Genomic DNA, 20131 nt, shown 5'->3' with positions numbered 1-20131 from the left:
TAAACAGCGGGAGACAAATATGAATTTCCAGCAGCTGCGCTTCGTGCGCGAGGCCGTGCGCCAGAACATGAACCTGACCGAAGTGGCGAACGTGCTGTACACGTCGCAATCGGGGGTGTCCAAGCAGATCAAGGATCTTGAGGACGAACTCGGCGTCGACATCTTTATCCGCCGCGGCAAGCGTTTGACGGGGCTGACCGAGCCGGGCAAGGCGGTGCATCAGCTGATCGAGCGGATGCTGCTCGACGCCGAGAACCTGCGCCGCGTCGCACGCCAGTACGCGGACCAGGACAACGGGCACCTGGTCGTCGCGACCACCCACACGCAGGCGCGCTATGCGTTGCCGAAGGTGATCCGCCAGTTCACGGAAGTGTTTCCGAAAGTGCATCTCGCGCTGCGCCAGGGCAATCCGCAGCAGATCGCGCAGATGATCATCAACGGTGAAGCGGATATCGGCATTTCGACTGAAGCGCTCGACCGCTATCCGGATATCGTGACGTTCCCATGCTATTCGTGGCATCACGTGGTGGTGGTGCCGAAGGATCATCCGCTGGTCGGCCGCGAGAACGTGACGCTCGAAGAGATTGCCGAGTATCCGATCGTCACGTATGAGCAGGAATTCACCGGCCGCTCGCACGTGGACCAGGCGTTCGCGAAGGTCGGCGCGATGCCGGACGTGGTGCTGACCGCGATCGATGCGGACGTGATCAAGACCTATGTCGAGCTCGGCATGGGCGTGGGCGTGGTCGCGGCGATGGCGTTCGATCCGAAGCGCGATACCGAACTGGTGGCGCTCGATACGCAGCATCTGTTCGAAGAGAGCACCACGCGCGTTGGGCTGCGCAAGGGCGCGTTTCTGCGCGCGTACGCGTACAAGCTGATCGAGATGTTCGCGCCGCAGCTGAAGGAAGCCGATATCGCGGCGCAGTTGCGCGAGCCTGTTGCGCGAGATGCGTGACGCGTGATTGATGCGTAGCAGGCGTGTGGGGTGGCCTCGTGGACTGAGTCGCGGCGCCGGCCCGTTCCGCTGACGCGGCGATCCGGCAACCCGGCAACCCGGCAACCCGGCAACCCGGCAACCCGGCAACCCGGCGACACCGCGACACCGCGACACCGCGACACCGCGACACCGCGACACCGCGACACCGCGACATGGCGCGCCCGCTGCCTGCCGGCCGCGGCGCATCGCTTACAATCGCCGCCATGAATACCACTTCTTCCTCTTCGCCCACGCTGCCGCGCATCGCGGTGCTTGCCACCGGCGGCACGATCGCCGGTTCGGCAGCCGATGCGGCCAGCACGGCCGGCTATCAGGCCGGCGTAGTCGGCGTCGACCGGCTGCTCGCCGCGGTGCCCGCACTGTCGGGAGTCGCGCAGATCCACGCCGAGCAGGTTGCGAGCATCGACAGCAAGGATATGTCGCTCGCGCTGTGGACCACGCTCGCGCAACGCGTCGACACACTGCTGGCAAGCGACGATATCGACGGCATCGTCATCACGCATGGCACCGATACGCTGGAAGAAACGGCGTACCTGCTGCATCTGACCGTGAAAAGCACAAAACCGGTGGTGCTGACCGCGGCGATGCGGCCCGCGACCGCGTTGTCGGCCGACGGACCGCTGAACCTGCTCAACGCGGTAACGGTCGCGGCGAGCCGCGCGGCGCATGCGCAAGGTGTGCTGGTTGCGTTCAATAACCGCATCCATAGCGCGCGCGACGTCGTGAAGACCAGCACCTTCGCCGTCGATGCGTTCCAGTCGCCGGAAGTGGGGGCGCTTGGCTGGGTGCAGGACGGGCGGGTCGAATTTCAGCGCCGCGTGGTGCGGCCGCATACGCTTGCTACCGGTTTCGCGATCGGGCCGGCGTCGCCAGCAGCGTGGCCGGCGGTCGAGATCGTCATGAGCTATGCGGGCGCGACGCGCGTGCTGGTCGATGCGCTGCTGCAATCGCGTGTGCGCGGCATCGTGGTGGCCGGCACCGGCAACGGCTCGATCCACGCGTCCTTGCAGCAGGGGCTGGCCGATGCGGTGGCGCAAGGAATCGCGGTGGTGCGCGCGTCGCGGGTCGGCTCAGGACATGTGATGCACAACGGCGCGGCCGCCGACGATGCGCTCGGCTTCGTCAGCGCGAACGGCTTGAACGCTTATAAGGCGCGCGTGCTGCTGATGCTGGCACTGGCGGCAGGGAGCACGGAGCGCGGCGCGTTGCAGCAGATTTTCGATACGTTCTGAGCGGCTCAGGGCGGCTCAGGGCGGCTCAGGGCGGCTCAGGGCGGCTCAAGGCGGCTCAAGGCGGCTCAAGGCGGCTCAAGGGGGCTCAAGGGGGCTCAAGGGGGCCCAGGGCGGCACAGGGCGGCACAGGGCGGCACAGGGCGGCACAGGGCGGCACAGGGCGGCCACAAGACGCCAGGACGGCCCAACGCAGCTTCAAACCAGGTCTCCGCGGCCAGACGCAGCCGGTCGACGCGCACCGCCGCGTCGCCGCCCACCGGCCGCAGCCGTCGGATATCCTCATCAACTCTCCCCGGCCGGCACCTGCAGGCCTGCCTTCCAGCCTGCTCGCCCGATCCGCTGGAATTTTTCGCCATCCCGATTGTTCTTTTCGATGTAGCACAGGTTTGTTCTGATCGATGAGGGCTTTATGACGATGCAATTTCCACGGATCGGCATGATCGGCAGTGGCGCGATCGGCGGCTATTTCGGTTATCACCTCGCGCGCGCGGGTTATGACGTGCATTTCCTGCTGCGCAGCGAATACGACGTGATCGCGCGCGACGGTTTGACGCTCGAGGGCAAGTCGTTTCCACACGCACTGCCGGTGGCCGTCAACGTGTACCGCAGCATCGACGAGATGCCGCCGTGCGACTGGCTGTTCCTCGCTGCGAAAGCGACCAGCAACGCGGCGCTCGCACCGCTCGTCACGCGCGCCGCGGCGCCGGGTGCAACGGTGGTGTGTCTGCAGAACGGGCTGGGCGTCGAGGACATGTTGCGGCAGATGTTGCCTGCGTCCGTGCATCTGCTGGGTGGGTTGTGCTGGCTCGGCGTGCAGCGCGATGCACCCGGTGTGGTCAGGCATGTTGCATTGAACGAGGTCCACTTTGGCTACCATTCAGGCCCGCATGACGCTGCGCGCTCGCCGCAGCACATCGTCGACGAAGCGGTGGCGATGTTCGCGGCGTCCGGCGTGAGTGCGAAAGCGCTGCCGGATCTGACCGAAGGGCGCTGGCGCAAGCTGATCTGGAACGTGCCGTACAACGGCCTGTCCGCGTTGCTGAAAGTCGGCACGCGCTTGCTCACCGGCAATCCGGACAGCCGCTCGCTGCTGCTTGCGTTGATGAACGAGGTGATGCAAGGTGCGGCCGCGTGCGGCTACCGGTTACCCGACGGCTTGCCGCAGCAGATGATCGAGCTGACCGCATCGGTCGACGATTATCTGCCGAGCATGTATCACGATGCGGTGCTGCAACGGCCGATGGAGCTCGACGTGATGTACGCACGGCCGCTCGCCGCGGCAGGCGCGGCGGGATGCGCGCTGCCGCGCGTCGATGCGTTGTATCGTGCGCTGTGCGTGCTCGACACGTTAAGAGACGCTGTGGGCGAGCAACGCGCAGGTCGGGCGGCGCTGGCCGACGCTGCGGGCGCGCTTCAATAGCTTGCGCAGCGGTGCGTGGGGTGGCCCGAGCGGCCAACCCACGCAGTCAACCCACGCAGTCAGCCCAGGCAAAAGGCCGGAGCAGCCAGCCCCGCACAGCCAGCCCACGTAAGGCCCCCACGCCCGCGCAGCCGCGCGCGCCGCTGCCACTGCGTGCGCCCGCCGCCATTCTTCTGCGCCTCTCTGTGAGGCAACCCACGGTCGCCGGAAAAACGCGCCGCTACACTCGCGCTCATCCTGACGAGGCGGGGTCCAATGAGCGCGTCCAAGCTACAGTCGTGGGGCCACTATCCCCACGCGCCCCAATCTGGCCATCCACTGGCGTGGCGCGACGCGATCGACGCGGAGCTGCGGCGCACGAGCGTGCGCTTCGGCACGACGCTCGCGTTCGGCAATGGCCGCAGTTACGGCGACAGCTGTCTCGCGGCCACCGACCACGTATTGCACATGCGCGGCGTCAGCCGCTTCATCAGCGCGGACTGGGCCACCGGTGTGGTTCGCGCCGAGGCAGGCGTCACGCTCGGCGAAGTGCTCGGCGCCGCAGTGCCGCGCGGCTGGATGCTGCCGGTCACGCCCGGCACGCAGTTCGTCACATTGGGCGGCGCAGTCGCGAACGACGTGCATGGCAAAAACCACCACGTGCGCGGCACGTTCGGCCGCCATCTGCGGCGTTTTTCACTGCTGCGCTCGGACCGCGCGCCCGCCGAATGCGCACCCGGCGAACACGACGACCTGTTTCGCGCGACCATCGGCGGCCTCGGCCTGACCGGCGTGATCGAATGGGTCGAAATCCAGCTGATGCCGGTGCGCTCGAGCCGCATTGCGACCACCTCGATCCGCTTCGATAACCTCGACGGCTTTTTCACGCTGTCCGACGAACTGGATTCACAGCACGAATACGGCGTTGCATGGGTCGATTGCCTCGCGCGCGGCGCATCGCTCGGACGCGGCATCTACATGTGCGGCGATCATGCGCAAGACGGCGAGCTGGCGCTGCCCGCGCCGCGCGTGCGCAGCATGCCGTTCGCGCTACCGTTGTCGCTGATCAACCGCTATACGCTCAAGCCGTTCAACGCGTTGTACTACCACCGCCAGCGGCATCGCACTGCACACGCCACGGTCGATCTGAACGGTTTCCTCTACCCGCTCGACAGCATCCTGCACTGGAACCGCATCTACGGCCGGCAGGGCTTTCAGCAGCACCAGTGCGTGCTGCCCGAAACCAGCGCGCGCGACGCGCTGCACGCGATTCTCGCGGCGATCTCGCACAGCGGCTCGGGCTCGTTTCTCGCGGTGCTCAAGCGCTGCGGCGCGCTTGTTTCGCCGGGCCTGCTGTCGTTTCCGATGCCCGGCGTGTCGCTCGCGCTGGACTTCCCGCAGCACGCACGCCGCAACGATGCACTGTTCGCCACGCTCGACGCGATCGTCAGCGAGGCGGGCGGCCGGCAGTACCCCGCCAAGGATGCCCACATGAGCGGCGCATGTTTTCGCGCCGCGTATCCGGCATGGCAACAGCTCGAACGGCACCGCGACCCGGCCTTGATGTCGCGCTTCTGGAAACGGACCACTCAATCATGAAAAACGTACTGATCGTCGGCGGCTCGTCCGCCATTGCGGCCGCCTGCGCGCGGCGCTGGGCCGCACAGGGGGCCAACCTGTTCCTGACCGGCCGCCACCCGTTGCGGGTCGAAGCGGTGGCGCAGGATTTGCGCGTGCGCGGCGCGGGCCTGGTCGCCACACACGTGCTCGACATGAACGACCACCAGCAGCATCAGACGATGCTCGACGCCTGCCTCGCGAGCCTCGGGACCATCGACATCGTCCTGATCGCACACGGCTCGCTGCCCGATCAGTCGCAATGCGAGCGCGACGTCGGCGCCGCGCTGCATGAACTGTCGACCAACGCACTATCGACGATCGCATTGCTGACGCTGCTCGCCGGCCAGTTCGAGCGCCAGCGCAGCGGTTCGATTGCCGTGATCGCGTCGGTGGCGGGCGACCGCGGCCGTCCTTCGAACTACGTGTACGGCGCCGCGAAGGCGGCCGTCGTGACGTTCTGCGAAGGGCTGCGCGCGCGCCTGTTCAAATCGGGCGTGCGCGTACTGACCATCAAGCCCGGCTTTGTCGCGACGCCGATGACCGCCGGCCTTGCGTTGCCGGGGCTGCTGGTCGCGTCGCCGGAGCGGGTTGCGTCGGACATCGTGCGCGCGATCGAACGCGGCAGGGATGCGCTGTACACGCCGTGGTTCTGGAGCGGCATCATGCTGGTGATCCGTTCGCTGCCGGGCTTCGTGTTCAAGCGGGTGTCGCTATGAGCTCGCGGCGCCGCGCGTGGGAGGCCGCGCACCCATGAACAGCCCGACTCTCGCCGCGCCGCTGCCGCGCGCGCGCCTTGTCGTTGCATACGCAACGTTTGCAGCGCTGTCGATCGTCGCCAACCTCGCGAGCCAGAAGCTCGCGTACTGGCTCTATCACGGCTGGCTTGCGATACCGCTGTCGGTCTGCGTCGGCACGGGTGTCGGGCTGATCGTCAAATACCTGCTCGACAAGGCGTGGATCTTTCGTTATCCGCATCGTAGTGTGGCGCACGGCATCCAGACCTTCACGCTATACGTGGTAATGGGGCTCGGCACCACGGCGCTGTTCTGGGCCGTCGAATTCGGCGCCGATCTGTTGTTCCATACCGAGCCTGCGCGCCTTGCCGGCGGCGCGCTGGGCCTCACGCTCGGCTACTTCGCGAAGTATCACCTCGACAAGCGTTTCGTGTTCGCTTGAATCGTCGTGCGGTTGCGCACAGAGCCGAACTTTCTGCGTCGATAGCATGCACCTGGTCACGACGCGTTCCGTATGACGAACGCTGTCCGACCTGACCGATCTGCTCAATCGATTCGCGCGGCGCTGTACGGCACGCGCGACGCATCGAAAAAAACGTAAGCCTACGAGGTACGACATGGCGAACACAGCGGTTCCGTTGTGCGTCGATCTGGACGGCACGCTCACGCGCACGGACTTTCTGCTCGAAGGGTTTCTCGTGCTGATCAAGCACAACCCATGGGCGATTTTTCTGTGCATCGCATGGCTGCTGCAAGGCAAGGCTTATCTGAAAGAGCAGATTGCGCGGCGCGTGACGATCGATGTCGGCGTGCTGCCGTATAACAGCCAACTGGTCGACTATCTGCGCGACGAGCATTCGGCGGGGCGGCCGCTGTATCTGTGCACCGCTTCGAACCATCGCTTTGCCAGCCAGGTGGCCGAGCACTTCGGCCTGTTCAAGGGCGTGCTGGCGAGTTCGGCCGAGCGCAATCTGCTTGGTCGCAACAAGGCCGACGTGCTGGTCGCCGCATTCGGTCATCAAGGTTTCGATTACTGCGGCGATGCGCTGGCCGACGTGCCGGTGTGGCGGCGCGCGCGCCGGGCGATCGTGGTCGGCGACCGGCATATCGAGGCTGCGGCGCGCAAGGTCAATGCGGCGATCATCCTGTTCGAGCGCAAGCGGCGCACCGTGCCGCTGCTGCTGAAGGGCATGCGCGTGCATCAGTGGGTCAAGAACGTGCTGATCTTCGTGCCGGTGCTGACCGCGCACCGCTATACCGATCCGCAGGCGCTGCTCACCGCGTGTATCGCGTTCGCGTCGTTCTGTTTGAGCGCTTCGTCGGTGTATCTGCTCAACGACATGCTCGATCTCGATGCCGATCGCCGTCACGAGAGAAAGCGTAGCCGGCCGTTTGCGTCGGGCAATCTGTCGCTATCGTTCGGGATTGTGATGACGCTGGCGCTGCTCGCGGGCGGCGCGGCGCTCGCGTTGCTGCTGCCGTGGCACTTCGGCGTGGTGCTGGCCGCGTATCTGGCTGCGACCGTCGCGTATTCGTTCAGCCTGAAGCGGATCGCGCTGGTCGACGTGTTCACGCTTGCCTGCCTGTACACGGTGCGCGTGATCGCCGGCGGCGCGGCCACCGATATCGCGTTGTCATACTGGCTGATCCTGTTTTGCGTGCCGATCTTCCTGAGTCTCGCGATGGTCAAGCGCTACGTGGAACTCGAAAGCATCTTGCGGCAGGGCAAGATGGAAGCGGCGGGGCGTGGCTATATCACGCAGGACATGTCGATCCTGCGATCGTTCGGCACGTCGTCGGCCTACCTCGCGGTGCTGGTGCTGGCGCTGTATCTGAATTCGCCGGAGCTCACGCAGTTGTACCGGCATCCGCAATTGCTGTGGGCCGTATTCGCGCTGACGCTGTACTGGGTCAGCCGGATCTGGATGTTCGCGTTTCGCGGGCAGATGCACGACGACCCGATCGTGTTCGCGTTCAGGGATCGCGTGAGCGGCGCGGTGATCGGAATGTGCGTGCTGAGCATGATGCTGGCGATCTAGCGTTTGTGTGAGTGCGCGTTGGCGCGGCAGTTGCGCTGCTTGTCGTGACAAGGGCGGTGACGGTCACGGCTACAACTGTGGCTACAACCGCGGCTACAACGGCGGCTACGACCGCCGCTACAACCGCGGCTACAACCGCGACTACAACCGCGACTACAACCGCGACTACAACCGCGGCCATTGCGGCTCATTCGATTCGATGCAGGCGACCCGCGCGGGCGATGCGCGCGCTTCTTATGCCGTCGGAGGTTTTACCAGCATGCAAGCGGCTCAGTTCTACCGTTACGTGACCGGCATGGCCGGCGGCCCGTACGTGATGCCTCCGGCGCCCGCGACGTCTGAAACCGCGTGTTGCGCACGGCAGGCAGAGCGCGACACCGCCGGTACCAGGAGCACGGCACGCGCGGCATACTACATCGCGGTTCTGTTCGTACTGGGCGTCGCCGCGCTAGCCGCTGCCGCCTATGGTTTTCTGACCGTCGATTCGTGGAATTACCTGCATCTCGCGCAAGCGTTGCGCAACGGCCAGGGCTGCAGCGTCGACGGCGCGTATTTCGCGATCTTTCCGTGCGGCTATCCGCTGGCGATCGCGCTGACGGCACCGTCGCACGACATCGCGAGCCTGATCGTCAGCAGCAAGGCAACCAATCTGTTGCTCGCGTTCGGCGGCTTCTGGCTGCTGACGAAGACCTTCCGCAATCCGCTGGTGCCCGTGCTGGTGATGCTCAACCCGCTGACACTCGCGCTGTATCAGTACACGTGGTCGGAGAATCTGTCGCTGTTCGCGTTTTGCGGCGCGATGTATGCGGTCTCCCGAATTCACCGCAGCACGACGCGCTATCGGCATGTCGTGCTGCTGGCGGTGTTTCTGATCGTCGGCTGCTCGTCGCGCTATTTTTTTGCGCCATTCGCGGCGGCGATGTTTGCCGGCGTGTTGCTTGCGTATGGCAAACGCAGCGCCGTGACCGCGTTACCGGCGTTCGTAGCCGCCGCGCTGTTTTTCGTCGGCTACCAGAAATTCAATGTCGATCTGACCGGCTTTGGTACCGGTATCCCACGTATCCCGGCACCTGAAACGTTCGGCTTTCTGCTGCTGAAGTTCGTTCTGCAACTGGCCAAGGAGTGCGCGTGGTTCGGGCTCGCTGCCGCGCTGCTGCTGTGGCTTGCGAGAAGACATTGGGCGCCGGTGGCGAGTGTGGCTGGCATCCGCTGGGGCACCGCGCGCGCCTGGTATGCCGGACGTGCCGGACGCAGCGCACGCACCGCACGCACCGCCGAGGCGCGCGCAGGCCTTTTTCTGCTCTACTGCGGTCTCGGTTTTCTGCTGCTGACGTTCTACCTGCGCACCAAAACGCAATACGATCTGTATTCGCCGCGCACCGTCAGCTATGGCCTTATCTTCGTTGCGGCCGCATCGATCGGTCTGCTGACGCGCATCGAGCCGCGACGCGGCTGGCCGGCGTGGCCGGTCGCGTGGTACGGCGTATTTGCGCTGGTCGTCGCGCAAGACCTGCTGCTGCCGTTCCAGTTGAAGGATTCGCTCGCGAACGGTTACGTGTATCCGCCGCAATTGCTGAGCCGCTACCACAGCAAGGCCACCGACGCGGACCTGATCATCACGCTGCAGGTGCCCGACCTGACGCCGATGGTCGACGGCTTTGGCAGTCTCTACTATCCGAAGGGCAAGACGATCCTTGAAATCAACGCGGCGCCTTATCACGTGCAGGACACGCTCGCCGATCTGAAGGCGCGCATTGCCAGCACGCATGCCGGCTCGTGTGTAATCGACTACACGCCGTTTCACACCCGCCAGCAACTGCAGGACTACGTCGACCAGACCTATCCGGTGGAATTCAGCTTCGCGCCGCTCGCGGCGCAACGCTGGCGCGCGCCGGACACGATCCAGCAGCCGGATTTCGATCCGTCGGTGAAGGGCTATCTGCTGAAGATGTTTCAGCCCGGGCAATACGTGCCGTGCGCGGTGTGATGAGAGGGATCGTGACGTGTCGCGTATGCGCGCGGCGTGCTGCGGAAGGTGCGTGACCTACCGCGTATGCGCGCATTGTGATGCAGAGGAGAGAGGGCGTAATGTACCGCGCACATGCGCGGCTTGCAGCGGGCGCCGGGCTATCCGACAAGCGGACACCCGGCGACGACGTCTGACCGACCAAGGCTTCCCCGTCGCCACCGGGTGCCGCTGCGGACCCCAACATAGCCGCTCTCAGCCCAGAGCGGCCCGATTTGTCCAGCTACCAGGCATTGCACCCGGCGCCGGACGCCCCGCATTAGGGCTGCTGCGCGAACCTGCGGTCGCCCTGGATTCGACCGCAGGCCCGGCACGGCAGCCCGTGTTGCTCGTTGCTCGACGCGTTGCTTGAATCGTTGTTGCTTGAATCGTTATTGCTTGAAACGCTGTTTGTTCGCTATTCAACAGCGGTGTCCAGCGTTCTCTCAGGCCGTCTTGGCATCCGTTGCCGGCGCCTTCGCCACTTCGAAATTACCCATGATCTCGAGCGCACGCACCATCGCCGAGTGATCCCATGCCTTGCCGCCGTTCGCCGCGCACACGCTGAACAACTGCTGCGCGCTCGCGGTATGCGGCAACGCGATACCGAGCTTGCGCGCGCCATCGAGCGCGAGGTTCAGGTCCTTCTGATGCAGTTCGATCCGGAAGCCCGGGTTGAAGGTGCGCTTGGTCATCCGTTCGCCATGCACTTCGAGAATCCGCGACGAAGCGAAGCCGCCCATCAGCGCCTTGCGTACGCGCTCCGGATCCGCGCCCGAGCGTGCCGCGAACAGCAGCGCTTCAGCCACCGCTTCGATATTCAGCGCGACGATGATCTGGTTGGCGACCTTGCAGGTCTGGCCGGCGCCGTTATCGCCGATCAGCGACACGTTCTTGCCCATCAGGTCGAACAGTGGCTTCGCGTCGTCGAAGGCCTTTTGCGGGCCGCCGACCATGATCGTCAGCGTCGCATCGCGCGCGCCGATTTCGCCGCCGGACACCGGCGCGTCGAGATAATCGCAACCGAGTTCGTTGATGCGTTTCGCGAAAGCCTGCGTCTCGATCGGCGCGATCGAGCTCATGTCGATCACCAGCTTGCCTTTGCTGAGACCCTTGGCGACGCCGTCGTCGGCGAACAGCACGTTGGCGACGTCAGGCGTATCCGGCACCATCACCACGACGATGTCGGCGGCCTGTGCGACCGCGGTCGAATCCTTCACCACGCTGGCCGATTTCGCGAGATCGTCCGGTACCGGATAGGCGCCCGTGACGATCAGCGAGTGACCGCCTTTTTGCAGATTGCGCGCCATATGCGAGCCCATGATGCCGAGGCCAATGAAACCGATCTTTGCCATTGCGTGTATCTCCAGTAAAAAGTTGAAAGGTCCTGTGAGCTTCGCTTGCGCGCTTAAGCGCGGCGCTCGCCGGCGACGTGTTGTAGCCAGCCAAGCCCCTCGGCGGTCGTCGTGCGCGGCTTGTACTCGCAGCCGATATGGCCTGCATAGCCCAGCGAATCGAGCAGCTCGAACAGGAACGGGTAATTGATCTCGCCGGTGCCCGGTTCGTTGCGGCCCGGGTTGTCGGCCAGCTGGATGTGTGCGATCGATGCGAAGTTCTTTTTGATCGTCGCGGCGAGTTCGCCTTCCATCCGCTGCATGTGATAGATGTCGTACTGCAGGAACAGATTGTCGGAGCCGACTTCGCGGATCACGTCGAGGCCTTCGGCCGAACGGTTCAGCGCGAAGCCCGGAATATCGTACGAGTTGCACGGCTCGACCAGCAGACGGATGCCTTCCTTCTTCAGTTCGGCAGCGGCATAACGCAGATTGCCGACGATGGTCTTGCGCGCGTTATCGGCGCTGACGCCCGCCGTCGGAATACCGACCAGGCAATTCAGCTGCGGCACCTTGAGCGCCTTCGCATATTCGATTGCGCGGCCCACACCTTCCTGAAACTCGCCGACCCGATCCGGCAAACACGCAATGCCGCGTTCGCCGGCTTCCCAGTTGCCCGCGGGCAGGTTGTGCAGCACCAGCTTCAGCTTGTGCGTTTCAAGCAGATCGGCCAGTTCGGCCGCCTTGTACGGATACGGAAACAGGAATTCGACCGCATCGAAGCCTGCGTTCGCAGCGGCGGCAAAGCGCTCGAGGAACGGCACTTCGTTGAACAGCATGGTCAGATTGGCAGCGAATTTCGGCATGTCGTTGTTTCTCTCGAGGTCGGTCAGGTTGAGCAACAGCGCTCCGGCGGCGGGCAGTGCCGCCGGAGTGAGACCAGCAGATTGTTAGAACGTGAAGCAGGACAGGACGCGTGAAGACGCAGCACATGTCGCACGTGTTGGTACGTGTCGCCACGTCCGAGCTCAGCCGCAGGCAGCCGCGCGTGCGGCTGCGTACAGAGCCTTATTTAGTCCAGCGCGTTGATCGCGGTCGGTGCGTCCTTACGCGACGCAGCCAGTTCCTCGAACTCGTTGACCGCGTCGATTTCGGCGCCCATCGAAATGTTGGTCACCCGTTCGAGGATCACTTCGACCACCACCGGCACGTTGAACTCGGACAGCATCGCCTGCGCCTTCTTCAGCGCCGGTGCGATCTCTTCCGGTTTGAACACGCGCAGCGCCTTGCAGCCGAGGCCTTCGGCGACGGCCACGTGGTCGACGCCGTAGCCTTCCAGTTCAGGTGCGTTGATGTTGTCGAATGCGAGCTGCACGCAGAAGTCCATATCGAACGCGCGCTGCGCCTGGCGAATCAGGCCGAGGTACGAGTTGTTGACCACCACATGCACGTACGGCAGCTTGAACTGCGCGCCCACCGCCAGCTCTTCGATCATGAACTGGAAGTCGTAGTCGCCGGACAGCGCGACGATCGGCCGTTGCGGATCTGCTGCGCGCACGCCGAGCGCAGCCGGAATGGTCCAGCCGAGCGGGCCCGCCTGGCCGCAGTTGATCCAGTTGCGCGCCTTGAACACATGCAGGAACTGCGCACCGGCGATCTGCGACAAGCCGATCGTGCTGATGTAGCACGTATCGCGGCCGAACACCTTGTTCATTTCTTCGTACACGCGCTGCGGCTTGATCGGCACATTGTCGAAGTGCGTCTTGCGCAGCATCGTGGCCTTGCGCTCCTGGCATTCTTCGACCCACGCGCCGCGATGCTTCAGCTTGCCGGCAGCCTTCCATTCCTTCGCCACTTCGACCAGCAGTTCGAGCGCGAACTTCGCATCGGACACGATGCCCAGATCCGGGCCGAACACGCGGCCGATCTGCGTCGGTTCGATATCGATGTGCACGAATTTGCGGCCCTTCGTGTACACCTCGACGCTGCCGGTGTGGCGGTTTGCCCAGCGGTTGCCGATGCCGATCACGAAGTCGGACGCGAGCAGCGTTGCGTTGCCGTAGCGGTGCGACGTCTGCAGGCCGACCATACCGGCCATCAGCGGGTGATCGTCGGGAATCGCGCCCCACGACATCAGTGTCGGGATCACCGGCACGCCGAGCGTTTCGGCGAATTCGACCAGCAGGTCTTCGGCTGCTGCGTTGAGCACGCCGCCGCCTGACACGATCAGCGGCTTGTCGGCGTTGTTGAGCATCGTCAACGCGGCTTCGATCTGCTTGCGGGATGCTTTCGGCTTGTAGACCGGCAGCGGCTCGTACGTGTCGATGTCGAATTCGATCTCGGCGAGTTGCACGTCGATCGGCAGGTCGACCAGCACCGGGCCCGGGCGGCCCGAGCGCATCAGGTGGAATGCCTGCTGGAACACGCGCGGCACCAGAGCCGGCTCGCGCACCGTCACCGCCCACTTGGTGACGGGCTTGGCGATCGATTCGATATCGACCGCCTGGAAGTCTTCCTTGTACAGACGCGCACGCGGCGCCTGGCCGGTGATCGCGAGAATTGGAATCGAATCCGCGGAAGCCGAATAGAGGCCGGTAATCATGTCGGTGCCCGCCGGGCCCGACGTGCCGATACACACACCGATATTGCCGGGCGCTGCACGCGTATAGCCTTCGGCCATATGCGACGCACCTTCGACGTGGCGCGCCAGCACGTGGCTGATGTTGCCGGCTTTGCGCATGGCCGAATAAAACGGATTGATCGCGGCGCCTGGTACGCCGAACGCGGTGTCGATACCTTCTTTTTCGAGCACCAGAACGGCTGCGTCGACGGCTCTCATCTTGGCCATGATGTCTCCTCGATGTGCTGCGGATGTGGGAAATGGGATGTTCTCCGCACTTTAGGCGGGCGCTTAAGGTTTGATAAGATCAGTCCGGGTCGCTTATTCCGAAACAAAAAGTATCGAATCCGTCAGACGGGTAACGGCAGGGCACAGCGGGCGGCGCGGCATGCGCCACCCGGGCGCGCCCCGTGCCATCAACCCGCGCGCCGCAGGAGACAAAGATGGACCGCTTTAAACAGATCGAAACCTTTGTGCGCGTCGCGGACGCCGGGAGCCTCGCCGCCGCGGCGCTGGAGGAGGGCGTGTCGCCGGTGATTCTCGGGCGGCGCATCGACGCGCTCGAAAAACGCCTCGGCGTGAAGCTGATGTACCGCTCGACGCGGCGTCTGGTGGTCAGCGAAGAGGGCGCGGCGTTCCTGGAGCGCTGCCGGGGCCTGCTCAGCGAGTGGGATCAGGCGGAAAACGAACTGAGCGCCGGGCGCCGCGCGGTGTCCGGGCATCTGATCGTGTCGGCGCCGGCCGCGTTCGGGCGCAAGCATGTGGCACCGCTCGCGCCGGTGTTCGTCGCCGACAAGCCGGAACTGCAGGTGTCGTTCAATCTGACCGACCGCGTGGTGGATCTGGTGCGCGAAGGCTATGACCTGTCGATCCGCATCGGCGGCGCGGTCGATCCGAACTTCGTCGCGGTGAAGCTGGCGTCGAATCAGCGCGTGGTGTGCGGCACGCCCGCGTACTTCGAAAAGCACGGCCGGCCGAAAGCGCTCGAAGACTTGCCGCAGCACAACTGCCTCGCGTTCAACCTGCAGGGTGGGCAGAACCGCGGCTGGTACTTCCGGCGCAACGGCAAGCTGGTTACGGTGCGGGTTGGCGGGTCGCTCGACTGTAATGATGGCGAGCTGCTGCACCGCTGGGTGGCCGAAGGTCTCGGGCTCGGCTGGCGCTCGACGTGGGAGGTGCAGGCGCAGCTCGCGCGCGGCGAACTGGAAACCGTGCTCGACGAATACGCGCTGCCGGAGTACGACATTCTCGCGGTGTATCCGCAGCAGCGTTATGTGCCGGCCAAGGTGCGCTACTTCATCGATTATCTGAAAGAGGTGTACGCGCGGCCGGGGTACTGGACTGGCGGGTAGCGCGGTGGTGCGGGCGGCGCGGGTAGTGCGGTAGTGCGGTGGTGCGCGCGGTGCGGTTAGTGCGGGTAGTGCAACCGGTTACTGCGCCGCGCTGGCCGGCGGCAAGGTAGACCGGAAGTGCACGCCGCCATGCACCGCCAGGGCCGCGTCGCTGCGTCCAGCGCGCGCTGCGTAGCGCGCAACTAGTGGCGCGCAAGCGTCCGGCACGGCACCGCGTTGCCACAAGCGCCGTGCCGCTGCCCCGTCTAGCCGACAATCAGCGCGCCATTCATCGTCTCATGCCCCGAGCCGCAAAAAATGTCGCACAGAAACTCGACGGTGCCGGCGCCGCCCGCCTGCGCGGCAACCCGCACCGGCGGCCCGGGCGGCACGTCGACGCGCACGCCGTACTGCGGAATGGCGAAGCCCATCATGATGTCTTCCGACACCAGTTCGAACACGACCGCTTCGTGCGGCGCGAGCTTGATCTGGTTCGGCGTGAACACGAAGCGCCTGGCGCGCACCTGGATCACGCGGGGCTCGGCCGCGCGCGCCGGCATGCGCGCCAGCACGGCAAGCGCCACGCCGGCGCCGGCGAGTGTCAGCATTCTGCGGCGCGCGAGGCGGCGCGGCGTGTCGGCGATAGCGATGGTGTCGTTTGCCATGACGTGTCCTCACGAAACAGTGCGGATCGGCTTTTCGTTCAGCGCGAACGCGCGCGCCTCCCGGTCGACTTCCACCTGCCGCCAGCCAAGGCCGCGATACGGCGCCGACGCATCCCACGGAACGGGCAGCCGTTTTTCCTGCGAGCCTGCCACGGGCAGCGGGAACATCAGCGAGCGCGCCGCATGGTGCGCGATGTTGCCGGTTATCGTGTGATTCTCCTGATGGATGTGACCGTAGAACACCGTGACGTTCTGCCGCCGCGTCAGCACGTCGATCACCTTCGCGCCGTCGCGCGTCGCCCAGTCCCACTGCGGCGCGAGGTCGAACAGCGGCCGGTGCGTGAAGACCACGATGCGCGCATCCTTCGGCTGTTTGTCGAGATCGGCGGCGAGCCACTCGATCTGCTCGTCGCCGACCTTGCCGGCCGGGTCCGACACGTTGTCGAGCGTGATGAAGTGCACACCTTTGTGATCGAACGTGTAATGCGTCGCGCCGAACATCTCCTTATAGGCGGCGCCCGCGTCGAGGCTCGCGTCGTGTTCGCCGGGCATCAGGTAGAGCGGCTTCACGTTCAGCTGCGAGACGATCGACTGAAACTGCTTCATCCGTTCGCGGCGCACCGTCGGGTCGTCGGTGGTGTGCGTGAGGTCGCCGGTGAAGATCACGAAGTCCGGCTTGACCGGCAGCGCGTTGACCGCGGCGACCGCCTTGGGCAGCGTGCCTTTCGAGTCCGGATTGATCGCCGGGCCTTCGAAGCCCCAGTGCGAGTCCGATAGCTGCACGAAGTAAAAATCCTGGTCGCGCCCGTAACTGAAGCCGGGCAACGCCGACGCAAATGCCGCGCCGCCGACCGCAGCCAGTTTCAGGAAATCGCGCCGTTTTATGTGACGTAGGGTGGTTTTCATGGGTTTGCTCCTCGTAGAGTCCGGTTTGCCTGTGGTACCTGGCGGGCGCGGCTTTTATTCCGGTTTTGTTTTTTTCTGTGGAGAGCAAAAAGCGTCAGAAAGCGGGAATAAACTTTTTGGGCAGCCGGTATAGCTGCGGTAACGTTCGGAGGAACCCCGGTGATCGAAACAGAGTGTGATGCCGCGCAGCGTAGCGCCAGGTTTCAGCAGATGGCGCTGCCGCACCTCGACGCGGCCTATAACCTGGCGCGCTGGTTGTCCGGCAATCCGAACGATGCCGAAGACATCGTTCAGGATGCGTACATCCGCGCCTTCCGTTATTTCGACATGTTCCGCGGCGACAACGCGCGGCCGTGGCTGCTGACGATCGTGCGCCGCACCTGGTACACCGAATGGCAGAAGCGCGAGATGTCGCGCCATTCGGTCGAGTTCGACGAGAACCTCGACGATGCGGTGTTCGAAGGTTGGAGCGAGCCGCAGGCGGACCCTGAGACGCTGATGATCCGCGACCAGGACGCGCGGCTCGTGCATGCGGCGCTCGAGCAGCTGCCGCCGGAGTATCGCGAGGTGATGGTGCTGCGCGAACTCGAGGAGCTGAGCTATCGCGAGATCGCGGAGATTGCGGATCTGCCGCTCGGCACTGTGATGTCGCGGCTCGCGCGTGGGCGGCGACGCCTCGCGGCGCTGCTCACCGCGCAGCTGGGGCGCGCGGCGGCGCAGCCGGCGGCGTCGCGCGGGGCGGTGGGTGCAGCGGGCGGGGCGACGGGAGGGGCAAATTCGAGTGCGCGCACGGTGCGCGACAAGCGCTGCGGCGTGAACGCCGCGGCCGCGCCGCCTTCAGCCGCGCCACCGGGCAGTGCGCCACTGCGCGCCGGCGAGCGGCCCGACCCGGCAGACCGCGCGGGTGACCGTGCGGCTGACCGCGCGGCTGACCGGATACCCGGCAATGACCAACCGATTCGCACCCCCGGCACCGCGCCGGGCGGAATTGCTCAGGAGAGCCCAGATGGACTGTAACGACGCACGCCCGCTGCTCGACGCGAACGTCGACCGGGAACTCTCGCCGCCCGATGCCTACGCGCTGCAGCAGCATATCGATTCCTGCGCCGCGTGCCAGCGCGAAAGCGCAGCGGTACGGGCGCTTTCCAATACGGTGCGGCGCACCGCCCAATATCACCGCGCGCCGGCTTCGCTGCGTGCGCAAATCGTCGCAGCATTGCCGGCCACGCAGGCCGTGCAACGTGAGGAGACCGACCGGGCCGCGGTAGAGCGGAACGACACGCGGCAGGGTGCTGCGGCGGGCGTCGCTACGCCAGGCGCCGGTGCCCAGCCGCGGACTTTCGATGAGGATGCGCGTTCCGGCATGCGTGAGCAGCCGGCAGGACGTCGCTGGCTCGACTTTTTTCGCGGCGCGCGGCCGGGCCGCGCTGGGGCGCGCGGTTCGTCCGGCGGCGGCGCGGGTGGCTTCAGTGGCGCCGGTGGCTTCGGTGGTGGCGGTACCGCAGGCGGCACGCGCGGCGCGGGGGCGTTTGCGCTGCCGTTCGGTGCCGCGTGGCGCGGCGGTGCGCTCGCGCTGGCGATCTGCGCGGCGCTCGCCGCGGGCGTGACGGTCATGCAGCAGCGCGCTGCCGCGCCGGCCGGACTGGTCGACCAGCTAGTGTCGAGCCACGTGCGTGCGCAGGTCTCAGGGCGCGACATCGACGTGATTTCGTCCGACCAGCATACGGTGAAGCCATGGTTCAACGGCCGCATCGACTATGCGCCGCCGGTGGTCGATCTGGCGTCGAGCGGCTTTCCGCTGGCGGGCGGGCGGCTCGACTACGTCGGCCACCAGCGCGTCGCCGTGCTGACTTATACGCACCGCAAGCACGTGATCGACGTCTACGTCTTCCCGGACAACGATCCGGCCGCCGGCAAACCGGGCCCGTCGCTGTCGAGCGACGGCTACGCGGTGGCGCGCTGGCGCGACGCAGGGATGATGTGGTGGGCCGTGACGGACGCGGCGCCGGAAGCGTTGACGCAACTCGAAGCGGCACTGCGCGGGCGGCTGCAAAGCGGCGCGGCAGCGGGCGAGTGAGCGGCGGCTGACGATGGATAAGGGCGGTTGAGGGCGTCGAAAGCGGTGAGGGCGGTTGAGTGGCTCGATGGTTTGAGCGCCGCTTTGGACCCCGCTTCGAGCGCGATTGGTTCACGGGGGTGAAAGCAGGTAGACCACGGCGATAACGCCGATAAAGTCACGGGGGAAGCGGGGCCGGGTGTTCCGGCCCCGTCCGTGAAAGCGGGTGCCTGGCACGCTGTAGGCCCGCATCCCAGGCAGGCTTCAGATCCATTAGCGTGCGCAATTCCCCCCGTCGCAGGCGCAATTCATCTCATTTCAGCCGGTAAATCCTTGAAAACAAGGCCGAATCCGCTGATTGATCTTGCACTCCGGCCCTATCCGGGCTATAGTCTCGGGCTTCTCACTTGCCGCACCGGTTCCGACGCCCGGGCGGCTTTAATCCACAAGTCACAAGGAGTGTGTATGCGTCATTATGAAATCGTCTTTATCGTGCACCCCGATCAAAGCGAGCAAGTGCCCGCCATGATCGAGCGGTACAAGTCCACGATCGCATCGCACGGTGGCCAGATCCACCGCATCGAAGACTGGGGCCGTCGTCAACTGGCCTACATGATCGAGAAACTCGCCAAGGCTCACTACGTCTGCATGAACATCGAATGCGACCAGACCACGCTCGAAGAGCTGGAACACGCATTCAAGTTCAACGACGCCGTGCTGCGTCACCTGATCGTCAAGCTGAAGAAGGCCGAAACCGGCCCGTCGCCGATGATGAAGGAAGTGGCGCGCGAAGAAGCCAAGAAGGCGGCTGCTACGCAACCTTCCGAAGCGCAGGCTTAAACCCCCACATTCAAGTCATCAGAGTCAACGCGCTTTACACATGATTCAATGAACCGGCTGCAGCTCACAGCCAGCGTCGTCGAACGCGAACCGGTGCGATATACGCCCGCCGGCGTTCCGATAGCCAGCTGTACGTTGCAACACCGAACGGAAGTCGTCGAAGCGGGCATCGCCCGCCAGGTTGAACTGACGATGCCCGCGGTGGCGGCCGGCGAAGTGAGCGGCAGGCTGGAACGCTGTGCGATGGGCGTCGAAACGCTCTTCACCGGCTTCCTGGCGAAGAAAAGCCGCAATGCGCGAACTCTGGTGTTTCACATCACAGAATTGCAGGACATTGGAAAGGACTGAAC

The 20131-nt window shown here is 65.1% G+C and carries 18 protein-coding genes; 13 read left to right on the top strand and 5 right to left on the bottom strand.

Annotated elements, in window-relative coordinates; all coding sequences use genetic code 11:
• The first annotated feature begins 19 nt into the window (after positions 1-19).
• The 8 genes from ACYVNQ_RS07220 to ACYVNQ_RS07185 all read left to right on the top strand — a co-directional run bounded on the left by ACYVNQ_RS07220 (position 20) and on the right by ACYVNQ_RS07185 (position 10011).
• Positions 20-958 carry a CysB family HTH-type transcriptional regulator gene (locus ACYVNQ_RS07220; protein ID WP_460901803.1) on the top strand — a complete coding sequence of 313 codons (939 nt, stop codon included), beginning with the start codon at positions 20-22 and terminating at the stop codon, positions 956-958.
• 245 nt (positions 959-1203) lie between these two features.
• Positions 1204-2232, top strand: coding sequence for an asparaginase (locus ACYVNQ_RS07215; RefSeq protein WP_460901802.1), 1029 nt, complete (start codon positions 1204-1206; stop codon positions 2230-2232).
• Positions 2233-2641: 409 nt separating this feature from the next.
• Positions 2642-3652, top strand: coding sequence for a putative 2-dehydropantoate 2-reductase (locus ACYVNQ_RS07210; protein ID WP_460901801.1), 1011 nt, complete (start codon positions 2642-2644; stop codon positions 3650-3652).
• A 255-nt stretch (positions 3653-3907) separates the two neighbouring features.
• Positions 3908-5230: an FAD-binding protein gene (locus ACYVNQ_RS07205; protein ID WP_460901800.1), complete on the top strand. Its 1323-nt coding sequence runs from the start codon at positions 3908-3910 to the stop codon at positions 5228-5230.
• Positions 5227-5967, top strand: a complete 741-nt coding sequence (locus ACYVNQ_RS07200) for an SDR family oxidoreductase (protein ID WP_460901799.1) — start codon at positions 5227-5229, stop codon at positions 5965-5967. The genes ACYVNQ_RS07205 and ACYVNQ_RS07200 overlap by 4 nt, the downstream gene beginning before the upstream one ends.
• Positions 5968-6001: 34 nt before the next feature.
• Positions 6002-6427, top strand: a complete 426-nt coding sequence (locus ACYVNQ_RS07195; protein WP_460901798.1) for a GtrA family protein — start codon at positions 6002-6004, stop codon at positions 6425-6427.
• Positions 6428-6602: 175 nt separating this feature from the next.
• Entirely contained in the window at positions 6603-8024 is a 1422-nt protein-coding gene (locus ACYVNQ_RS07190; RefSeq protein ID WP_460901797.1) for a UbiA family prenyltransferase, read from the top strand.
• A gap of 7 nt (positions 8025-8031) precedes the next feature.
• Positions 8032-10011 carry a hypothetical protein gene (locus ACYVNQ_RS07185; protein ID WP_460901796.1) on the top strand — a complete coding sequence of 660 codons (1980 nt, stop codon included), beginning with the start codon at positions 8032-8034 and terminating at the stop codon, positions 10009-10011.
• A 464-nt stretch (positions 10012-10475) separates the two neighbouring features.
• Here the strand turns inward: ACYVNQ_RS07185 and ACYVNQ_RS07180 are convergent, their stop codons facing one another.
• The 3 genes from ACYVNQ_RS07180 to gcl form a co-directional block, all read right to left on the bottom strand.
• Positions 10476-11384 (bottom strand): 2-hydroxy-3-oxopropionate reductase, encoded by a 909-nt coding sequence (locus ACYVNQ_RS07180; protein ID WP_460901795.1) that lies wholly within the window; start codon positions 11382-11384, stop codon positions 10476-10478.
• 53 nt (positions 11385-11437) lie between these two features.
• Positions 11438-12229: a hydroxypyruvate isomerase gene (gene hyi, locus ACYVNQ_RS07175; RefSeq protein ID WP_460901990.1), complete on the bottom strand. Its 792-nt coding sequence runs from the start codon at positions 12227-12229 to the stop codon at positions 11438-11440.
• A gap of 206 nt (positions 12230-12435) precedes the next feature.
• Positions 12436-14211, bottom strand: a complete 1776-nt coding sequence (gene gcl, locus ACYVNQ_RS07170) for a glyoxylate carboligase (RefSeq protein WP_460901794.1) — start codon at positions 14209-14211, stop codon at positions 12436-12438.
• A gap of 215 nt (positions 14212-14426) precedes the next feature.
• On the opposite strand from gcl, the gene ACYVNQ_RS07165 reads away from it, so the two are divergent.
• Positions 14427-15335, top strand: coding sequence for a LysR family transcriptional regulator (locus ACYVNQ_RS07165; RefSeq protein ID WP_460901793.1), 909 nt, complete (start codon positions 14427-14429; stop codon positions 15333-15335).
• Positions 15336-15580: 245 nt separating this feature from the next.
• Here the strand turns inward: ACYVNQ_RS07165 and ACYVNQ_RS07160 are convergent, their stop codons facing one another.
• A complete protein-coding gene (locus ACYVNQ_RS07160) occupies positions 15581-15979 on the bottom strand; it encodes a cupredoxin domain-containing protein (protein WP_460901792.1) in 399 nt (132 codons plus the stop codon).
• A gap of 9 nt (positions 15980-15988) precedes the next feature.
• The gene (locus ACYVNQ_RS07155) at positions 15989-16885 is read right to left on the bottom strand and encodes a metallophosphoesterase (protein WP_460901791.1); all 897 of its coding nucleotides are present in this window, start codon (positions 16883-16885) and stop codon (positions 15989-15991) included.
• 210 nt (positions 16886-17095) lie between these two features.
• Here ACYVNQ_RS07155 and ACYVNQ_RS07150 point away from each other — a divergent pair, with 210 nt between their 5' ends.
• From ACYVNQ_RS07150 to priB, 4 genes are all read left to right on the top strand, one after another.
• Complete coding sequence (locus ACYVNQ_RS07150; RefSeq protein ID WP_460901790.1) at positions 17096-17902, top strand: RNA polymerase sigma factor; 807 nt, start codon at positions 17096-17098, stop codon at positions 17900-17902.
• A complete protein-coding gene (locus tag ACYVNQ_RS07145) occupies positions 17892-18962 on the top strand; it encodes an anti-sigma factor family protein (RefSeq protein WP_460901789.1) in 1071 nt (356 codons plus the stop codon). The genes ACYVNQ_RS07150 and ACYVNQ_RS07145 overlap by 11 nt, the downstream gene beginning before the upstream one ends.
• Before the next feature lie 444 nt (positions 18963-19406).
• Positions 19407-19781, top strand: a complete 375-nt coding sequence (rpsF, locus tag ACYVNQ_RS07140; protein ID WP_460901788.1) for a 30S ribosomal protein S6 — start codon at positions 19407-19409, stop codon at positions 19779-19781.
• 48 nt (positions 19782-19829) lie between these two features.
• Positions 19830-20129 carry a primosomal replication protein N gene (priB, locus tag ACYVNQ_RS07135; protein ID WP_460901787.1) on the top strand — a complete coding sequence of 100 codons (300 nt, stop codon included), beginning with the start codon at positions 19830-19832 and terminating at the stop codon, positions 20127-20129.
• The last annotated feature ends 2 nt before the right edge of the window (positions 20130-20131 follow it).

The organism is Paraburkholderia jirisanensis (assembly GCF_054782355.1).
The sequence above is the reverse complement of the archived record's forward strand: the minus strand, read 5'-3'. Positions and strand labels throughout refer to the sequence as shown.